Genomic DNA, 17,704 nt, shown 5'->3' on the forward strand with positions numbered 1-17,704 from the left:
AGGTTCAGATGTTGATCTGCGAGATATTGAAGACGAAGGCCCCCGGGGTCATTTCGGTTGCCCCGGAGATGACGATCGTGGAGGTGCTGCGGCTGTTCCGCGACAGCAACATCGGCTTTGTCGTCGTCAACCGCTCTCCCGGGGAATATCTCGGCACCCTCTCCGAGCGGGACTGCTGCAATGCCGTGGCCGAATACGGAGGCGCCGCGCCGACGATGGCGGTCGCCGACATCATGAACCGCCGTGTGGCGACCTGTTCCACACGTGACGGCCTCCCCCTGGTGATGGCGATCATGACCAAGCGGCGGACGCGTCACGTGCTGGTTCTCGACGGCAAGACCGTCGTCGGCGTGGTCAGCATCGGCGACGTGGTCAAGCACCGGCTCGACGAATCCCTGCGCAACGAGCAGGCGCTGCACGACTACATCGCCGGCACCGGCTATCATTGATGCGCATCCGCGGCGGCGGCGTTCGCGCCTGAGTTCGTCCGGAGTCAACCGCCCAATTCCAAGGGTTGCGTCCCGGATGCAGGCACGCCGGCGACAGCGATTGCAGGATGCGCCAGCTCGACTTCGACCGGGCACGGATATTCGCCTCGCCTCATCAGGGCGTTGAGACGCAACGCGCCGTAGTTCTCCGGCACGAAGACCAACCCCTCGGGGAAATGCCGGTTGAGCCTGAGCTTGGCCGACAGTTCGCCCCGAGCCGACCGCACCACAACGAGTTCGCCTTCGGTCAAGCCAAGCCGCGCGGCATCCAGCGGGCTCATTTCGACATATGGCTCATCGGCAATCGTGTTCAGTATCTCCGAGCGTTCCGAGAGATAACCGTTGTGGAACCGGCCGTTGCCGGTGATCAGCATGAGCGCGTCATAGGCCCTGGGTGCGGGCGCTGCAGCTGCATCGCCAGCTTCCAGCGGCACCGGAATTGCCCTGGTGAGTGCGCCATCCGGGCCCAGCGCTTCCCGCGTCAATCCCTGGTAGGCGGGAACGAGCCGTGCGATCTCGTCGAAGATCTCGTGCTGCACCGACGGACGCAGGACCTCGTCGCGAAGTGCGACGACAAGATCGAATATCGCCAGGTTGTCGCGTGCCTCAAAGGGAGGCTCGCGGAATCTGGACACCTTCTGAACCCGGCCTTCATTATTGGTGAAGGTACCGGACTCCTCACCGTAGCCCGAGGCGGGCAACACGACGTCGGCAAGGGCAGACGTCTCCGTGAGGTAGGCGTCCTGCACGATCAGAAGATCGGCCGCGCCGAGCGCACGGCGCACGAGCCCTCGGTCGGGGAATGACGCCAGCGGATCGCTTCCCACGACATAGAGTGCACCCATCCGGCCCTGTTCGCACAGATCCAGCATGGCGCCGAAATCCGCCCCCGGCGCTGCCGGGATTTGCGCGCCCCATGCCTGTTCGAGGTCTTTACGCGCCGCATCGTCGGCGGCCGCCCGCCAGCCGGGCAGCGCCGCCGGCAATGCCCCCATGTCCCAGGCACCCAGCTGGTTGGCACGGTCGAAGAGAAACTGCATCGCCGGATCCTTGCCCAGCGCCTGAAGCAGCTGCAGGAGGCGATCCAGCTGCTGCAGCGTCGCGCGCTGTTCCGGCGATCTCAGCAAGTCGACGCTGACGAGAACCGTCGCGCTCCTGCCGTCCAGAAGGGCCGCGGCGAGGCGCTGCGGTCCATCTCCGCCGACGGTCGCGGCCAGGCCGCCATTTGTTGCGTGGTCCTGATATCCCTTGTCTGCCACGGCTTGGTCCGCGGCAACCGTCAACTCGGCCAGCACTGCGGCAAGGGCGGCCGCCTCGGCGCCCGGCCGCACGCGAAGGACCGCACGAGCGCCGGCGTCCAGGCGTGACGGTCGGGCCGACAGCATCAGCAGCTCGACCCGTCGCCGCCGCGCGCTATCCCGCAAGAGATATTCGGTGACCGGGTTTTCCTCCGTCACGTTGCCGCCCACGACGAGTACCCGGTCGTTGCCGATCACCTCGTCCAGCGGGGCACGGGTGTAGAAGCGGGCCAACGGGCCGAGCATGTCGAAAGGCATCGACCAGCGCGAGGAGCAGTCGATGCTGTTGGTGCGGAACACCGTGCGCATGAGCTTCTGGAACTGGTACAGTACCTCGTTGGGCAGGCGCGGCGAAGCCAGCCCGCCCGCGCTCTTGTCTCCGACCTCCGCGAGGCGCCGGCGAAGGTAGGCACCGGCCTCGTCCCAGGAGACGGGCACGAGCGCGCCGTCACGGCGGATCATGGGCGACCTGATGCGGTCCTGGCTCGCCACGAAGTCGAGCCCGAAGCGGCCGCGCGCGCACAGCGTCTCGCGGTTGACCCCGTGTTCCCACTTGGAGCGGACCCGCATGAATTCGCCTTTGCGGGAACCCACGGTGAGCTGGCAGCCGGTGCCGCAATGCGGGCAGATCGTGTCCGTCTCGACCAGGTCCCAGGGCCGCGCCTTGTAGCGGTAGGGGAAGCTCATCAGCGCGCCGACGGGACAGACCTCGACGCAGTTGCCGCACTGGTCGCAACTGGCGAGACTGCCCTCGAAGCCGGTGACGGCGGTATCCATGCCCTTCTCGACCGTGCCCAGGGCGACCGCGCCGACCACCTCCTCGCACATGCGCACGCAACGCTGGCACTGGATGCAGCGATTGACGTTCATGATGATAACGGGGCTGAGGCGGATGTCGTGCGAGTGGAACACGCGCTTGGGGTCGTTGAACCCGCTTCTGCGCGGCCCATAGGCCATCACCATGTCCTGAAGCTCGCACTCGCCGCCCTTGTCGCAGACCGGGCAGTCGAGCGGATGATTGGCGAGCAGCATGTCGAGCATCGAGGAGCGCGTTTCGGCGATCAGCGGCGTGTTGGTCCGCGCCACCATGCCGTCGGTCACGGCCGTGGCGCAGGCCGGCTGAAGCCGCCTCTGCCCGGCGATCTCCACCAGGCACATGCGGCAGGAAGCCAGAGGCGGCAGCCGCTTCAGATAGCAGAAAGTCGGAACCTCGATGCCCAGCGCCTGGGCCGCCTGCAGTATCGTGGAGCCGGCCTCCACTTCGAGCTCATGCTCATCGATCGTGACGCGTACCATCGCTTCCTCGCGGCCTTCTCAATGGAAGGGACACTTCCGCTCCTCGATATGGGCGGCGAACTCATGCTCGAAATGCGCCAACGCCGCGCGCAGCCCCATCGCCGCGCCATCGCCCAAGGCGCAGAAGGTGTTGCCGAAAATGCCCTTGCAGAGCGCCTGCAACTGCTCGATGTCGCCTGGCGCGCCCTGCCCCGCCTCGATCCGGCGCAGCACCTTGACGACCCAGTTCAGCCCCTCCCGGCAGGGGGTGCACTTGCCGCAGGATTCATGGTGGAAGAACTCGATGATGCGGGTGGCGACCTTCACCATGCAGGTGGTGTCGTCGATCACGATCACCCCCGCGGAGCCCAGCATCGACCCCACGGCGGCAAGGGAATCGAAGTCCATCCCAACATCCAGTCCGCTTTCGGGGATGACCGACGCCGACACCCCACCCGGGATCACCGCCTTGATCCTGCGTCCCGGCAACGGCCCGCCGGCGTGGTCGTCGACCAGTTCGCGCAACGGTATGCCCATCGGCAACTCGTAGAGGCCCGGCTTGCGCACCTGTCCGCTCAGGCAATAGAGCTTCGGTCCGGGACTCTTGTCGGGGCCGATGCCGCGGAACCAGTCGGCGCCGCGGTTCACGATGTGCGGCACGCAGACCAGGGTCTCTACGTTGTTGATTACCGTCGGGCTGGCATAGAGCCCCGCCACAGCGGGGAACGGCGGCTTGAGGCGCGGCTGCGCGCGCTTGCCTTCGAGCGAGTCGAGCATGGCGGTCTCTTCGCCGCAGATATAGGCGCCGGCGCCGCAATGGACGTGTACGACGAAATTGAAGTCCGACCCCAGGATGCGCTTTCCCAGATAGCCCCTGGCATGGGCCTCGGCGATCGCCTGTTCCAGCCGCCGGATCGCCAGCACATATTCGCCGCGAACATAGACATAGGCGGTTTCGGCGCCGATCGCATAGGCGCTGATCGCCATCCCCTCGATCAGCTGGTGGGGATCGCGCTCCATGATGATGCGGTCCTTGAAGGTGCCCGGCTCGCCCTCGTCGGCGTTGCAACACAGATATTTGGGCTTGCCCGTCTGCTTGGGCACGAAGCTCCATTTCATGCCCGTCGGGAAGCCGGCTCCGCCGCGACCGCGCAGGTTGGAATTCTTGACCAGTTCGATGACCTCGTCGGGCGTGTGCTTGCGCAGCGCCTTCCCCAGCGCCCGATAGCCGCCGCCGGCCTCGTAGGCCGAAATCAGATGGCCGTCCGGCACACCCACGTTTCTGAGGAGTACCTGCTCGAACACGGCACTACGCTCCCGGCGCCGGAGCGGACGGGACGCCGGCGCCTGCCATGCGCAGTCTCGCCAACAGGGTGTCCAGACGAGCGATGTCCAGATCGCCGTGATAGTCGTCGCCGACCTGCATCACCGGGGCCATCTCGCAGGCGCCTAGGCATTCGACCGTCGACAAGGTGAACAGCCCGTCGGATGTCGTGCCGCCCCTCGCGATCCCCAGGACCTGCTCCATGTGGGCCAGGAGAGACTCCGCTCCGCGCAGCATGCAGGAGAGGTTGTCGCACAACTGCAAATGGAACATACCCACCGGCTCTGTGTGGAAGAGGGTGTAGAAGGTCGCCAGCTCGTAGACCCAGATCCGCTCGACGCCGAGAACATCGGCCACCTCTTCCAGCACCGGGCCGGGCAAGTGGCCATGCTCCTTCTGCGCGATCAGCAATGCGGGCATGATCGCCGAGCGGCGGTCGGGATAGCGCCCTGCGGCGGCCTCGATCCTTTCGCGCATACCCATCGCGGCCAACTCCCTTGCTACTTGTCCACCTCGGCCATGACCGGGTCGAGGCTGCCCAGGACCGCGATCATGTCTGCGAGATAGCGCGCGTTGCTGACCCCGAAGATGCCCTGGAGGTTGACGAAGGACGGCGCCCTGACCTTCATCCGGAACGGTTTTTCGGACCCGTCGCTGACGATGTAGAAGCCGAGTTCGCCCTTCGGCGCCTCGATCGCCGAATAGACCTCGCCCTTCGGCACCTTGAAGCCATAAGCCGCGAGGTCGAAATGCTGGATCAGCGCCTCCATGGAACAATGCACCCTGTCCTTGTTCACCGGGAATGCGACGGTGGGCATGTCGACCTGGAACGGCCCCTCGGGCATCTGCGCCAGGCACTGCTCGATGATCCGGACGCTCTCGCGCATTTCCTCGACCCGGCATTGCCAACGCGCGTAGCAGTCGCCTTCGTCGCGTGTGACGACCTTGAAATCGAGGCGATCGTAGATTTCGTAGGGCTCGTCGCGGCGGATGTCCCAGTCGACACCCGAAGCGCGCAGGTTCGGTCCGCTCAGGCCGAGATCGATGCCGTCTTCGGCCGATATCACCCCAACCCCCTGCGTGCGCTTGAGAAACACCCGGTTGTCCTCGAGCAGCCGCTCATAGTCGCGGATACGGTTCGGAAAGATGTCGCAGAACTCCCTGATCTTCGGGAAGAACTCGGCGGGCAGGTCTTCGCGCACGCCGCCGACCCGGCAGAAGGAGGTGTGCATCCGCGCCCCGCTGATCATTTCCAGGAGGTCCATGACCATTTCGCGCTCGCGCATGGCGTAGAGCAGCGCGGTCATGGCACCCAAGTCCATCGGCAGCGCGCCGGTGATCAGGAGGTGGCCGGAAATCCGCGCCAGTTCGGCCATCAGCACGCGGATATATTGGGCGCGGATCGGCGCCTCGATGCCCAGGAGCTTCTCCACCGCAAGCGCGAAAGCCAGATTGTTCGAAGGCGGGCAGACGTAGTCGAGCCGGTCGGTCAGCGGAAATATCTGGGTGTAGGTGAAGCTCTCGGCCAGCTTTTCGGTGCCGCGGTGAAGGTAGCCGATATGCGGGTCGACGCGCGCGACATACTCGCCCTCCAGCTCCAGCACCAGCCGCAGCACGCCATGCGTGCTGGGATGCTGCGGGCCGAGGTTCAGCAGCACCTCCTTGACGGCGGTGGCTTCGCCTTCCGGCCTGCTCAGTTCCGTGACTTCGGTCATCTCAAGGCACCGTCGTGCAGGCAACTCCCTTACGGTATGTCCCTGGTGGCGAGGTCGGGCTGCGTCGGCGGCCGGCCTTCGGCACCAAAGGGATTGAGCTTGTCCCTATAGCCCCTGAGCGGGAAATCCTTGCGCTGCGGGAAGCCTTCGAAGCCTTCCCACATGTAGATGCGGCGCAGGTCGGGGTGGCCTTCGAACACGATCCCGTACATGTCCCAGGCCTCGCGCTCATGCCAGTTGGCGGTGCGCCAGACACTCGTCACCGAAGCGACGCGCGGCGGATCCCCCAGGCGGCACTTGATGCGAACCCGCCATTTGTTCGGCACCGAATAGAGATGGTACACGGCCTCGAAGCGCGGCTTTTCGGGGTAATGATCCACCCCGCAAATGTCGGACAGGAAATCGAAACGCAGGGCCGGATGTTCCTTCAGGAACCGGCAAAGCTCGACGATCGCTTCCGGCGGAGCGGCCAGAACCTGAATGCCGTGCGCGAATCCGAAATCCTCGATTGCGCCGCCAAAGCGTTCCGCAACCAGCGCGCCGATGAGGGGTGTCTCCGCGCTCATGACGCTGCGACCCGCTCCAGGGGCGTCCCGGCCAACGCGCGGGATTTCTTGATCTTCTCCTGGAGCAGCAGGAAGCCGTGCATCAGCGCCTCGGGCCGCGGCGGGCAGCCGGGCACATGCACGTCCACCGGCACGAACGTCTCCGCCCCCTGCACCACGGCATAGGTGTTGTAGACCCCGCCCGAGATCGCGCAGGTGCCCATCGCGATGACCCAGCGCGGCTCCGGCATCTGGTCGTAAAGCCGCCGCACCACCGGCGCGAACTTTCGCGTCACGGTTCCGGCGATGATCATGACGTCGGACTGGCGCGGCGACGGCCGGAAGACGACGCCAAAGCGATCCAGGTCATAGCGGGCGCAACCGGCCGAGATCATCTCGATGGCGCAGCAGGCGATGCCGAAAGTCTCCGGCCACAGCGCCGACCTGCGGCCCCAACTGATCAGGCTGTCGGCCGTCGTGAACAGCACGCTGTCCCGAATGGTGCCGCCTACCTCTCCCATTCCAAGGCTCCCTTCATCCAGGCATAGGCGAAGCCCACGAGCAGCAGCAGCATGAAGACGAACATCTCGATGTAGCCGACCAGGCCGATCTCCTTCAGCACGACCGCCCAGGGGAAGAGGAACATCGCCTCCACGTCGAAGACCACGAGCAGCATGGCGAGGACGAAGAACTGAACCCTGAAATTGCCGCCGGCGGCCTCGCCCGCGGGATCCATGCCGCATTCATAGGGCATGTTCTTGGCGGGATAGGGATTGGCAGGACGCAACAGGGAGGAAACGAACAGCGTCGCCGCTGCCACCAGGACAATTCCGGCGGTCATGAAGAGAACCGGCAGGAATTCCATTCCAGCCATAACGCGTTGTCCAAGTCGGCGCCGAGGGCTCCAGCATGGAACGGCTGCCCCCTTAGGGCCGGCTAGGCTGGCCTAAGGAAGCGACTTGGGCTTTCCTTTCGTCCATCTTCGAGGATATTCGGTTGGGGTAGGCATTGCAAACTCAATCGGTCAGCCACCGAACACGGAGTCTTGCGCAAGCTTCAGAAACCACGCCGGAAACAATCCTATGCCGATCGTGCCGGCCGCGGTGAGGGCGAGCGTGGCACGGACCGAAGGTGTCAATGCCGGATAGGTTTGCTCACCAGGCTCGCGCATGTAGATCACCATGACGATGCGGATGTAGAAATACGCGGCAATCGCGCTCAGCAGCACGGCCACCACCGCCAGCCCGACGAAGCCGCGCTCCACCAGCGCGACCAGAACGTAGAACTTGGCGAAGAATCCCGCGGTTGGAGGTATGCCGGCCAGCGAGAAGAGATAGAGCAGCATCAGAAGCGCGAGCCCCGGATGCGACTTGGCCAGGCCCCCGTAGTCGTCGATGGCCTCACCCGAGAAATCGCCGTTCCGCATCAGGATGACGGTCGCGAAGATGCCCAGGTTCATGAACGCATAGATCAGCAGGTAGAGCATGACGCTGGCGATGCCATCCGCGCCGCCGGCCACGACGCCGAACATGGCAAAGCCCGCATGCGCGATGCTCGAATATGCCAGCAGGCGCTTGAAGTTGTCCTGGACCAGCGCCACGAAGCTGCCGAGCGCCATCGTCACCACCGCGATCACGGCGATGATGATCCACGCGTTGGACGCCGTGACCAGCGGATTAAGGAAAACGCGCAGGATCGCCGCAAAGCCGGCCGCCTTCGGAGCCACCGACATGAAGGCCGTAATCGTCGTCGGCGCGCCCTCGTAGACGTCCGGCACCCACATGTGGAACGGCACCGCGCCGACCTTGAAAGCCAGGCCGGCAACGATGAAGACCACTGCGAGCAGCAACCCGGGATCGCCCGCGTTGTTGGCCACTGCGGTGGCCATTCCGTCGAGGCTGGTCGTTCCGGTGAGCCCGTAGACCAGCGAGACGCCGTAAAGGAAAATCCCCGTCGCAGCCCCGCCAAGGATCACATATTTCAGCGCCGCCTCGTTCGATCGCCGCTCCCTTCGCAGGAAGCCTGTCAGCACGTAGGTGCATAGCGCCATCAGCTCGAGGCCCACATAGATCGACAGCAGATCCGTCGCCGAGGCCATGATCATCATGCCGGAAAGCGCAAAGAGCAGCAGCACGTAATATTCGCTGCTCTCGATCCCTTCGATCTCGGCATATTTTCGCGACAGGAGGAACGTAAGCACGGTGGCCAGGTAGAAAACGCCCTTGAAGAAGACCGCGAAGCGGTCGGCAACGAACATGCCCGAATAGGCCGGCCGCACCTCGCCGGCGAGCAGAAGCGTCGCAAGGGCAGCCGCCAGCACGATGGCGACGGACGCCCAGACCAGGAAATACCCTTGCCCCTTGGGCAGGAGCTGTCCCAGAATCAGCAGGGCACAGGCCCCGACGACGACCACGATCTCGGGCAGGCTCGCTAGCACCGACTGGAACAGCAGCGAGGCGGTCATGGGCCGCTCCCCCCGCCATGGACCCGCACGAGCAGATGCTTCACCGATGCGTCGATGATCGAGAGAAAGGGTTTCGGATAGAACCCGACCCAGAACACCAGGACCGCGAGCGGCAGGATCGCCACCAGCTCACGGGCGTTGACGTCACGGACTTTCGATCCCGCGATCAGCCGGATCGGGCCAAGTGCCACCTTGCGGTACATCCCGAGCAGATAGGCCGCGCCCAGCAGCGCGCCGAGTACGGCCGCGGCGGTGATGGCGGCATTGGCTGCGAACCCGCCCGACAGCACCAGCAGTTCGCCGACGAATGAATTGGTGCCCGGCAATGCCATCGACGACAGCACGAACAGCGCGAGAAACGAGGTGTAGACCGGAGCAAGCTTCATCAGCCCGCCATAGGCGGCGATGCTGCGCGAGTGGGTGCGCTCATAGATCAGGCCCACGAACAGGAACAGCGCACCCGTCGTCACGCCATGATTGAACATCTGCAGGATGCCGCCCTCGAGCCCGCGCTGGTTCAGCGAGAAGATGCCCAGCGTCACGAAGCCCATGTGGCTGATGCTGGAATAGGCGACCAGCTTCTTGAGATCGTCCTGCGCCAGTGCGAGCAGCCCGCCATAGACGATTGCGAGCGCCGACAGCATCAGCATCGGCGTCGAATAATACACCGCAGCCTCGGGCAGCATCGGCAGCGAGAACCGCAGGAAGCCGTAGGCGCCCATCTTCAGCAGCACGGCGGCAAGGATGATGCTGCCTGCGGTGGGCGCCTGCACATGGGCGTCGGGCAGCCAGGTGTGGACCGGAACCATCGGCACCTTGACCGCGAAGGCGACCAGGAACGCGAGGAACAGCCAGGACTGGACCGAGAACGGTATGGTCTGCGTGCTCAGTGCCACGATGTCGAAGGTCTGGCCGCCCTGGAAATAGAGCACGATGACGCCGACCAGGAACAGCAGGCTTCCGGCCAACGTGTAGAGAAAGAACTTGAAGGCCGCGTAGACCCTGCCCTCCCCGCCCCAGACGCCGATGATCACGTACATCGGGATCAGCATAGCTTCCCAGAAGACGTAGAACAGGAACAGGTCGAGCGCGCAGAACACGCCCAGCATCAGCGACTGCATGGCCAGCAGGCTGATCATGAACTCCTTGACCTTGCTGTCGATCGCGGTCCACGAGGCGAGCACGCAGATCCAGCCGAGCAGCGCGGTCAGGAACACGAAGAGCACGCTGATCCCGTCGACGCCGAGCGCATAGGTGATACCGAGCGCGGGCACCCAGGGCCGCGCCTCGGTGAACTGCATCGCGGAGGTGGTCGCGTCGAAGCCGGCCAGCATGGTCACGGCCAGGATAAAATCCAGCAGCGTGAAGCCGAGCGCCGTCCACCGCACCGCCTGCTCGTTGCGCAGGAACACCAGAACCGCCGCTCCAAGCGCCGGCGTGAACACAATGAGGCTGAGCAGCGGCAGCGCCATGGCCCCCCCTATTGCCACACGACGGCAAACACGGCGGTGACTCCGATCAATCCGGCGATCATGGCCAGGGCGTAGTGGTTGACGACGCCGGTCTGAAGCCGCCGCAGCACGCCCCCGCCGCGCAGGATCGAGCGGGCAACGCCGTTCACGATGGCGTCGACGCCGTTGAGGTCGACGCGCAGCCCGACACGCGCCATCCCATGCATCAACGGCAGAACAACGGTCTCGGAGACGTCGCTCGCCGCCTTCTCGCAGCGCGCCAGCGGCTTTTCGGCAAACCACATGAAAGGCCGCGCGCCCATCCGGTAGAACCAGTCGGTGTCGATGCTGATCGTGGCCTCTGGGTCGAGCGCCCTGAGGAACAGGACGAAGCCCAGGGCGGTGAACATCAGCAGGCCCAGGCTCTCGGTGACGTGGACGCCGGTGTAGGGCTCGAAATCGACCGGATAGGGCAGCAGCGCGTAGAGCGGCCCGGGATACACGCCGATGGCGATGCAGAGCACCGCCGCCATCGCCATGGCGACGAGCATGTTGCGGGGCGGCTCGTGGGCCGGAATCCCCCGGTCCGTGCCGAAGAACATGTAGTAGGGGAGCTTGAGCCCGGTATGGAGGAACGTCCCCGACGAAGCCATCGTCAGCGCCAACACCACCAGGGCTCGATGATCCTGCCCGGCGGCGGCTATCACCATGGACTTGGTTACGAAGCCCGAAAAGAACGGGAATGCCGAGATCGCGAAGGCGCCGACCATGTAGAGCGCGACCGTGACCGGCATCGACTTGTAGAGCCCGCCGAGTTCGGTGAGCTTGCGCCGTCCGGTGACGTAGATGACGGCGCCCGCGCCCATGAACAGGAGCGCCTTGTAGAGGATGTGGGCGAAGGCATGGCTGGCGGCCCCATTGATCGCCAACTCCGTTCCGATCCCGACACCCGCCACCATGTAGCCCACCTGGCTGACGATGTGGTAGGCGAGCAGCCGCCGGCAGTCGTTCTCGAGCACGGCGTAGATGACGCCATAAAGCGCCATCGCGATGCCGAACCAGACCAGCAGCTCGGTTCCGGGAAACGCGCGCGCCAGCACATAGACCGCGGTCTTCGTCGTGAACGCGCTCATGAACACCGCCCCGGTCACCGTCGCCTCCGGGTAGGCATCGGTCAGCCAGGCGTTGAGCGGCGGCACCGCCGCGTTGAGCATGAAACTGGCGAGGATCAGCCAGGCGGCGGGTCCCATCTGCCCTTCGAACGGACCGAAGAGCAGCGAGCCGGTGGAAATCCCAAGCAGGACGATGCCGCCGAGGAGGACTACGCCACCGGTAATGTGGACCATCAGATAACGAAAGCCGGCACGGATCGCCGGCGCTCCGCCCTGGGCGAAGACCAGGTAGGCGGAGGCGACCGCCATCGCCTCCCAGAACACGTAGAGCGTCAGGTAGTCGCCGGCGAAGACCACGCCAAGCGCGCTGCCGACATAGACGAACGCCGCCACATGCTGGCCCGGACGCGTGAGGTGAAGCGCATAGACCGTGCCGATCAGCGCCATGATCGTGAACACGGTGGCGAAGACGATGCTCAGCCTGTCGACCCTGGCTATCAGGATGTCCTGGCCGATGAACCGCGCCGCACCGTAGTCGCCCGGCTGCATGGCGAGCACGACCACGATCGCCAGTGCCGGGATCGCCACCAGATAGACCTTGCGGATCGACCCCGGCAGGAAGGGGATCGCCACGGCGCCGAGGATGAACAACGTTGCCGGATGGACGAAGTCAGTCATAATAATCCTCGCGCCGCATCAGACCGCATCGATGGCCGAGGAATTTTGAAACGAAGATCAGCAGCACGCAGGAGCCGAAACCGTAGAGGGCCGACCAGCCCGGCACGCGGTCCCAGAGGTATTCCGCGTGTTCGCGAAAGACCAGGAAGTCGGCGATGACGATCGCGGCAAGCGCCAGGTAGAACAGCCGGCGGCGGCGGACGGCAAATGCCTCGTCGCCAAAGAAATCGACGACGCGCTTGATCATCCGACCACCCTTTCGGCGAGAGCGATGAAATAGCCGGGGAACAGTCCGACGGCCACCGAGAGCGCGGCGGTCGCCACCAGCGGGATGGCGATCATGGGAATCTCGCGGACCGGCGGGCCGCCGTCCGGCGCCTCCGCCCCGAAAAAGGCGACATAGCTGACCGGCAGGAAATAGGCGGCGTTCAGGACCGAACTCGCAAGCAGCACGACCAGGAACGCGACCTCGCCTGCCTCCACCGAGCCCAGCGCCAGATACCACTTGCTGACGAACCCCCCGGTCGGCGGTATTCCGATCATGCTGAGCGAGCCGACGAAGAACGCGCCCATCGTCCAGGGCAGCCGGCGGCCGATGCCGGCCATGTCGCTGATGTTGCGCTTGCCTGATGCGCAGTAGATCGACCCGGCGCAGAAGAAGAGCGTGATCTTGGAAAAGGCATGCACGGCAATGTGGATGATCCCGCCGACCATCGCGACCGGCGACAACAGAACCGCGCCGAGCACGATGTAGGAAAGCTGGCTCACCGTCGAATAGGCGAGCCGCGCCTTGAGGTCGTCGCGGGTCAGCGCGTAGATCGACGCCGTCAGTATGGTGAACGAGACCAGGTAGGCGGTTGCCAAGCCGAGCCCCAGGGCGGCCACCAGCCCCGTGCCGAACACGTCGAAGATCACCCGCAGCACGCAAAACACACCCATCTTGACCACGGCCACTGCATGCAACAGCGCGCTGACGGGCGTCGGCGCCACCATGGCAGCGGGCAGCCAGGCGTGCATCGGCATGACCGCCGATTTGGCAAAGCCGAAGAGGTAGCAGAAATAGACGGCCGTCAGCAGCGGCGCAGATGCGTCGGCACGCGCGAGCAGGCCCCCGTCCACGAAGTCGAGCGATCCGGCAATCTGGTAGGTCAGCGCCAGGGCGGCGAGAAGCACGCTCTTCGACGCGCCCATCAGGTAGACGAGATACTTGCGGCTGCCCGTCCAGGCCTCCTCGTCCTCGTGATGGTAGACGAGCGGATAGGTAACGAGGCTGAGCGCCTCGTAGAAGATCACCAGCGTGAACAGATTGGCGGCAAAGGCGCCGCCGACGGCCGCTGCAAGGCTGGTGGCGAAGCAGGCGTAGAAACGGGTCTGGGCATGCTCGTTCAAGGCCCGCATGTAGCCGATTGAATAGACCGACGCCGCGATCCACAGCAGCGACGAAACGGTGGCGAAGACCATGCCAAGCGCATCGACCCGGAAAGCGAAGTCGATCCCCGGCAGGATCTCGAACAGCTTCAGCTCGACGGTTTGGCCTGCCAGCACCGCCGGAGCCATGGACACGACGAGCGCAAACATGACCACTGCCGCCAGCGGCGAGACCGCGTCGCGAAGATGCTCGCGGTTCTTCAGGAGAAGTACGGCAAGAGCGGCAAGGCCCGCGACAGCGACGGCAAGCAATGGCCGGATCGATGTCACCGGGTCCAAGCCGCTACCCCTTCATCAACGTCACATCGTCGGCCCTCAGCGTGGATTTGTTCCTCACGAGGGCGACCAGGATGCCGAGCGCCACGGCGACTTCCGCCGCGGTGATCGCGATGACGAAGATCGCGAAGATCTGTCCGCGGCTGTCGGCGTAATAATGCCCGAAGGCGATGAAATTGATGTTGACCGAGTTGAGCAGAAGCTCGAGCGACATCAGCACGACGAGGATGTTGCGCCTCAGCAGCACGCCGCCCGCCCCGATGACGAACAGGGCCACGCCGAGCACGATGTTCCACCACAGTGGTACCATCAGCGCTGCTCCTTCTGCGCCAGTATGATGGCGCCCACCAGGGCGGCGAGCAGGATGATGGAGGCAACCTCGAACGGCAGCAGATACTCGGCGAAAAGGGTCGTGCCGAGTTGCCTGAGCCCGATGCCCTCGTCCCCGGCGGGTGGGGGCGTGCCTGAGAAGGCGCCGCTCCAGAGCACCAGCACCAGCATCTCGGCGCCCAGAAGGACGAGCAGCACCAGCGCCGGAAGATTGCTACCCGGCAAGAAGCGCTGCAGCACAGCCTCGCGCACGTCGACCATCATGATCACGAAGATGAACAGGACCATGATCGCGCCGACATAGACGAAGATCTGGATGACGGCGAGAAGCGGGGCCTCGAGCAGGACGAAGATGGCGGAGACTTGCAGGAAACATGCCATCAGCGCCAACGCGCTGTGAACCGGATTCCGCGCCAGGACCAGGGTCAGGGCCGTGACCACGGACGCTGCGCCGAACAGAAGATACAGCCCCTGAACCATCGACGCCACCCCCCACGCGAGCCGTCACTCGGTGTCAGCCGGCCGCATATGAGACAGTTGCGCACTTCCGATGCGTACGTAAATTGTGCCCTAATCTTGGATATTTCTCAAGATTGCCGGGGCGAACGCTGCGTCAGCGCCGGTTCGGCGGGCTGCCTGGTCGAAGCCTACGCGTCGAGCCATACCTTCTCCGAGACGAGCATCCTCTTCTCGGACCCCATCCAGACTTTCGGCCTCGATGCTTCGGATGATCGCAACGCGCCATGACGCCACGAGAAACGCGAGCCGGCCTCGCGGCTTTCGCGTTTTCCGTTTGACCTTGGTCAAACATGCCGTCCAGGCGCGCACCTATGCTGCAGCGAATGATCTGAACATAAGGACGGAGCGTCAGCCTTGGTCGCCGAAGGACAATTGCCGGCATTCGTTCGGCGCCTGATACCGAGCTTCATGGGCCGGCCGCTCGGACCGATGCTGACGCTATCGCTGCGTTCGCTGGCCCGGCGGCGGCCGCAGCTGTTCGACCGGCTCGGCGAGCACCGCGGGGCGAGCTACCGCATCGATCCCAACGACCTGGCCTTTTCGTTCATCGTCGTGCCGGACGGCGAAATGGCGTCCGTCCGGGTCGTTGGCAGGGACGATCCCGCAACGGCCGACGTCAAAATCGAGGGGCCGATCCTGATGCTGCTCGGATTGCTGGATGGCACGCTCGACGGCGATGCCCTGTTCTTCCATCGGGTGATCTCGCTCAGCGGCCGAACCGAAGCCGTGGTTGCCCTGCGCAACGCCATCGAGGACGCCGAACTGCGCCCGTCCGACCTGCTCGGGCTGCGCGGCACCTTGGCGCGACTGGCCGATGCAGGCGTGCTCGGCGGCCTGAGCGCGGCGCGCCGTCTGGCCGAACGAACCGCCGTCGCCGCCAATTCGAAGGCAGAAGCATGAGCAATCCGGGGCGCATTGAACTCGTCTGCCCTGCCGGCACGCCGGCGACGCTGAGGGCGGCCGTACTCGCCGGCGCCGATTCCATCTATTGCGGTTTCCGCAACGAGACGAATGCGCGCAACTTCCCCGGCCTGAACTTCTCGACCGAGGAGCTCGCCGAGGGCGCGCGCTTCGCCCACGCGCATGGCAAGAAGGTGCTGGTTGCGATCAACACCTTCGCGCAGGCCGGCCGCGTCGATCTCTGGCGCAAGGCGGTCGACGACGCGGTCGCCAGCGGCGCCGACGCCATCATCGCAGCAGACATCGCCGTGCTCGACCATGTGGCACAGAACCACGACGTCAGGCTGCACCTGTCCGTGCAGGCTGCCGCGGCGACCCCGGAATCGATCGGCTTCTACGCCGAGGCCTTCGGCGTGCGCCGCGTGGTGCTGCCGCGCGTGCTTTCGGTGCAGGAAATTACTGCGCTCAACCGGCAGATCGACGTGGAAACCGAAGCCTTCGTCTTCGGTGGCCTCTGCGTGATGGTCGAAGGCCGCTGCTACCTCTCGTCCTATGCCACCGGCAAATCGCCCAATCTCAACGGCGTCTGCTCGCCGCCGGAGTGGGTGAACTATGTCGAGGACGGCAGCGGCACCACCGCCCGGCTCGCGGGCTTTGCCATCGACCGCTATGCGCCCGGCGAACCGGCCGGCTACCCGACACTCTGCAAGGGCCGCTTCAGGGCCGGCGACAAGACCTCCTACCTGTTCGAGGACCCGGTCAGCCTGAATGCCGGCTCCGTGCTGGCGGGCCTGAAATCGGCAGGCGTGACGGCGCTGAAGATCGAAGGACGCCAGCGCGGCAAGGGTTACGTCACGGAGGTCGTGAGCGCCTTCCGCCGCGCGGTCGACGCGGTGGAGACCGGCGGCGACGCCATCGAGATCGACCGCATCCTGGCCGGCATGTCGGAAGGCGGCAGGCAGACGGCAGGCGCCTACCGGAAAACGTGGAGATAGACCGATGTGGCCGACGAAACTGACCCTGGGACCGGTGTTTTACCATTGGCCCGCCGAGCGCCTCAAAGATTTCTATAGGCGCATCGCCGACGAGGCTCCCGTCGACCGGGTCCACGTCGGCGAGGTCGTCTGCGGCAAGCGGCTGCCGTTCTCCGATCCGGTCTGGCCGGATGTCATCGAGCGGCTGGAACGCGGCGGCAAGGAGGTGGTCCTGTCCACGCTCGCTGCTCCGGCAAACGTGCGCGAATGCAAGGTCGTCAGGGAACTCTGCCATGACACCCGCATGGTCGAGATCAACGACCTGACGGCCCTGCCGAGCCGGCGCGGCCAATCCTTCGTCGCCGGTCCCTTCATCAACGTCTACAACGAGGGGACGGCGCGTTACCTCATCGGCCAGGGCGCCCTGACGATCTGCCCGCCGGTGGAACTGTCCCTGGCCAGTATCGGCAGCCTTGCGCGCGCCTGCCCGGAAGCGGAGTTCGAGGTCTTCGCATTCGGGCGCCTGCCGCTGGCGCTGTCGGGACGCTGCTACCACGCGCGGCTGCACGGCCTGCACAAGGATGCGTGCCGCTTCACCTGCGAGAAGGATCTCGACGGGCTGGCGGTGGACACCGCCGAGGACCAGGAATTCCTGGCCATCAACGGGGTGCAGACGCTCTCCAATCAAGTACAGGCCGCTTGCCCGAGCCCGGACAAGCTCGCAGCACTCGGTATCAGGCGGCTGAGGCTGTCGCCGCAGAGCTGCGACATGGTCGCAGTGGCGAAGGTTTATCGCGACCTGATCGACGGCAACGAGGACACTGAGGAAGCGCGCTTCCTGCTGTCCTGCCTCGAACTGCCCGGTCGCATGGTGGACGGCTTCTTCCGCGGCAAGCCCGGTTGCCAGCCGGTCGCCATGCGCTGAGG

Annotated in this window: 18 protein-coding genes; 4 read left to right on the forward strand and 14 right to left on the reverse strand. The window is 65.1% G+C overall.

What is annotated here, in order from left to right; all coding sequences use genetic code 11:
• The first annotated feature begins 8 nt into the window (after positions 1-8).
• Complete coding sequence (locus tag J2X50_RS21180; protein ID WP_429097881.1) at positions 9-449, forward strand: CBS domain-containing protein; 441 nt, start codon at positions 9-11, stop codon at positions 447-449.
• 44 nt (positions 450-493) lie between these two features.
• Here J2X50_RS21180 and nuoG read toward each other — a convergent pair whose 3' ends face one another.
• The 14 genes from nuoG to J2X50_RS21250 form a co-directional block, all read right to left on the reverse strand.
• On the reverse strand, positions 494-3,082 hold the full coding sequence (gene nuoG, locus J2X50_RS21185; RefSeq protein WP_429097882.1) for an NADH-quinone oxidoreductase subunit NuoG: 2,589 nt from the start codon (positions 3,080-3,082) through the stop codon (positions 494-496).
• Between the two features lie 18 nt (positions 3,083-3,100).
• Complete coding sequence (nuoF, locus tag J2X50_RS21190; RefSeq protein ID WP_429097883.1) at positions 3,101-4,366, reverse strand: NADH-quinone oxidoreductase subunit NuoF; 1,266 nt, start codon at positions 4,364-4,366, stop codon at positions 3,101-3,103.
• A gap of 4 nt (positions 4,367-4,370) precedes the next feature.
• Complete coding sequence (gene nuoE, locus J2X50_RS21195) at positions 4,371-4,868, reverse strand: NADH-quinone oxidoreductase subunit NuoE (protein WP_429097884.1); 498 nt, start codon at positions 4,866-4,868, stop codon at positions 4,371-4,373.
• A 17-nt stretch (positions 4,869-4,885) separates the two neighbouring features.
• Complete coding sequence (nuoD, locus tag J2X50_RS21200) at positions 4,886-6,100, reverse strand: NADH dehydrogenase (quinone) subunit D (protein WP_429097885.1); 1,215 nt, start codon at positions 6,098-6,100, stop codon at positions 4,886-4,888.
• A gap of 29 nt (positions 6,101-6,129) precedes the next feature.
• Positions 6,130-6,666, reverse strand: a complete 537-nt coding sequence (locus J2X50_RS21205) for an NADH-quinone oxidoreductase subunit C (protein ID WP_429097886.1) — start codon at positions 6,664-6,666, stop codon at positions 6,130-6,132.
• A complete protein-coding gene (locus J2X50_RS21210; protein WP_429097887.1) occupies positions 6,663-7,166 on the reverse strand; it encodes a NuoB/complex I 20 kDa subunit family protein in 504 nt (167 codons plus the stop codon). The genes J2X50_RS21205 and J2X50_RS21210 overlap by 4 nt, the downstream gene beginning before the upstream one ends.
• Positions 7,154-7,519 (reverse strand): NADH-quinone oxidoreductase subunit A, encoded by a 366-nt coding sequence (locus J2X50_RS21215; RefSeq protein WP_429097888.1) that lies wholly within the window; start codon positions 7,517-7,519, stop codon positions 7,154-7,156. Before J2X50_RS21215 ends, J2X50_RS21210 begins: the two co-directional genes overlap by 13 nt.
• 150 nt (positions 7,520-7,669) lie before the next feature.
• Complete coding sequence (locus J2X50_RS21220; RefSeq protein WP_429097889.1) at positions 7,670-9,109, reverse strand: NADH-quinone oxidoreductase subunit N; 1,440 nt, start codon at positions 9,107-9,109, stop codon at positions 7,670-7,672.
• The gene (locus J2X50_RS21225) at positions 9,106-10,581 is read right to left on the reverse strand and encodes an NADH-quinone oxidoreductase subunit M (protein WP_429097890.1); all 1,476 of its coding nucleotides are present in this window, start codon (positions 10,579-10,581) and stop codon (positions 9,106-9,108) included. Before J2X50_RS21225 ends, J2X50_RS21220 begins: the two co-directional genes overlap by 4 nt.
• Before the next feature lie 8 nt (positions 10,582-10,589).
• Positions 10,590-12,350 carry a Na(+)/H(+) antiporter subunit D gene (locus tag J2X50_RS21230; protein WP_429097891.1) on the reverse strand — a complete coding sequence of 587 codons (1,761 nt, stop codon included), beginning with the start codon at positions 12,348-12,350 and terminating at the stop codon, positions 10,590-10,592.
• Positions 12,343-12,597, reverse strand: a complete 255-nt coding sequence (locus J2X50_RS21235; protein WP_429097892.1) for a hypothetical protein — start codon at positions 12,595-12,597, stop codon at positions 12,343-12,345. Before J2X50_RS21235 ends, J2X50_RS21230 begins: the two co-directional genes overlap by 8 nt.
• A complete protein-coding gene (locus J2X50_RS21240; RefSeq protein WP_429097893.1) occupies positions 12,594-14,057 on the reverse strand; it encodes a monovalent cation/H+ antiporter subunit D family protein in 1,464 nt (487 codons plus the stop codon). Before J2X50_RS21240 ends, J2X50_RS21235 begins: the two co-directional genes overlap by 4 nt.
• 4 nt (positions 14,058-14,061) lie before the next feature.
• Positions 14,062-14,364 (reverse strand): NADH-quinone oxidoreductase subunit NuoK, encoded by a 303-nt coding sequence (gene nuoK, locus J2X50_RS21245; RefSeq protein ID WP_429097894.1) that lies wholly within the window; start codon positions 14,362-14,364, stop codon positions 14,062-14,064.
• Complete coding sequence (locus tag J2X50_RS21250; protein ID WP_429097895.1) at positions 14,364-14,864, reverse strand: NADH-quinone oxidoreductase subunit J family protein; 501 nt, start codon at positions 14,862-14,864, stop codon at positions 14,364-14,366. Before J2X50_RS21250 ends, nuoK begins: the two co-directional genes overlap by 1 nt.
• A gap of 411 nt (positions 14,865-15,275) precedes the next feature.
• Here J2X50_RS21250 and ubiT point away from each other — a divergent pair, with 411 nt between their 5' ends.
• From ubiT to ubiV, 3 genes are read left to right on the forward strand one after another with little or no spacing between them, the layout of a single operon-like run.
• Positions 15,276-15,803 (forward strand): ubiquinone anaerobic biosynthesis accessory factor UbiT, encoded by a 528-nt coding sequence (gene ubiT / locus J2X50_RS21255; RefSeq protein WP_429097896.1) that lies wholly within the window; start codon positions 15,276-15,278, stop codon positions 15,801-15,803.
• Positions 15,800-16,798, forward strand: a complete 999-nt coding sequence (gene ubiU, locus J2X50_RS21260) for a ubiquinone anaerobic biosynthesis protein UbiU (RefSeq protein ID WP_429097897.1) — start codon at positions 15,800-15,802, stop codon at positions 16,796-16,798. Before ubiT ends, ubiU begins: the two co-directional genes overlap by 4 nt.
• A 4-nt stretch (positions 16,799-16,802) precedes the next feature.
• Entirely contained in the window at positions 16,803-17,702 is a 900-nt protein-coding gene (ubiV, locus tag J2X50_RS21265; RefSeq protein ID WP_429097898.1) for a ubiquinone anaerobic biosynthesis protein UbiV, read from the forward strand.
• The last annotated feature ends 2 nt before the right edge of the window (positions 17,703-17,704 follow it).

Source organism: Aminobacter sp. BE322 (genome assembly GCF_050433525.1).
In the GTDB taxonomy this organism is placed as follows: domain Bacteria; phylum Pseudomonadota; class Alphaproteobacteria; order Rhizobiales; family Rhizobiaceae; genus Aminobacter.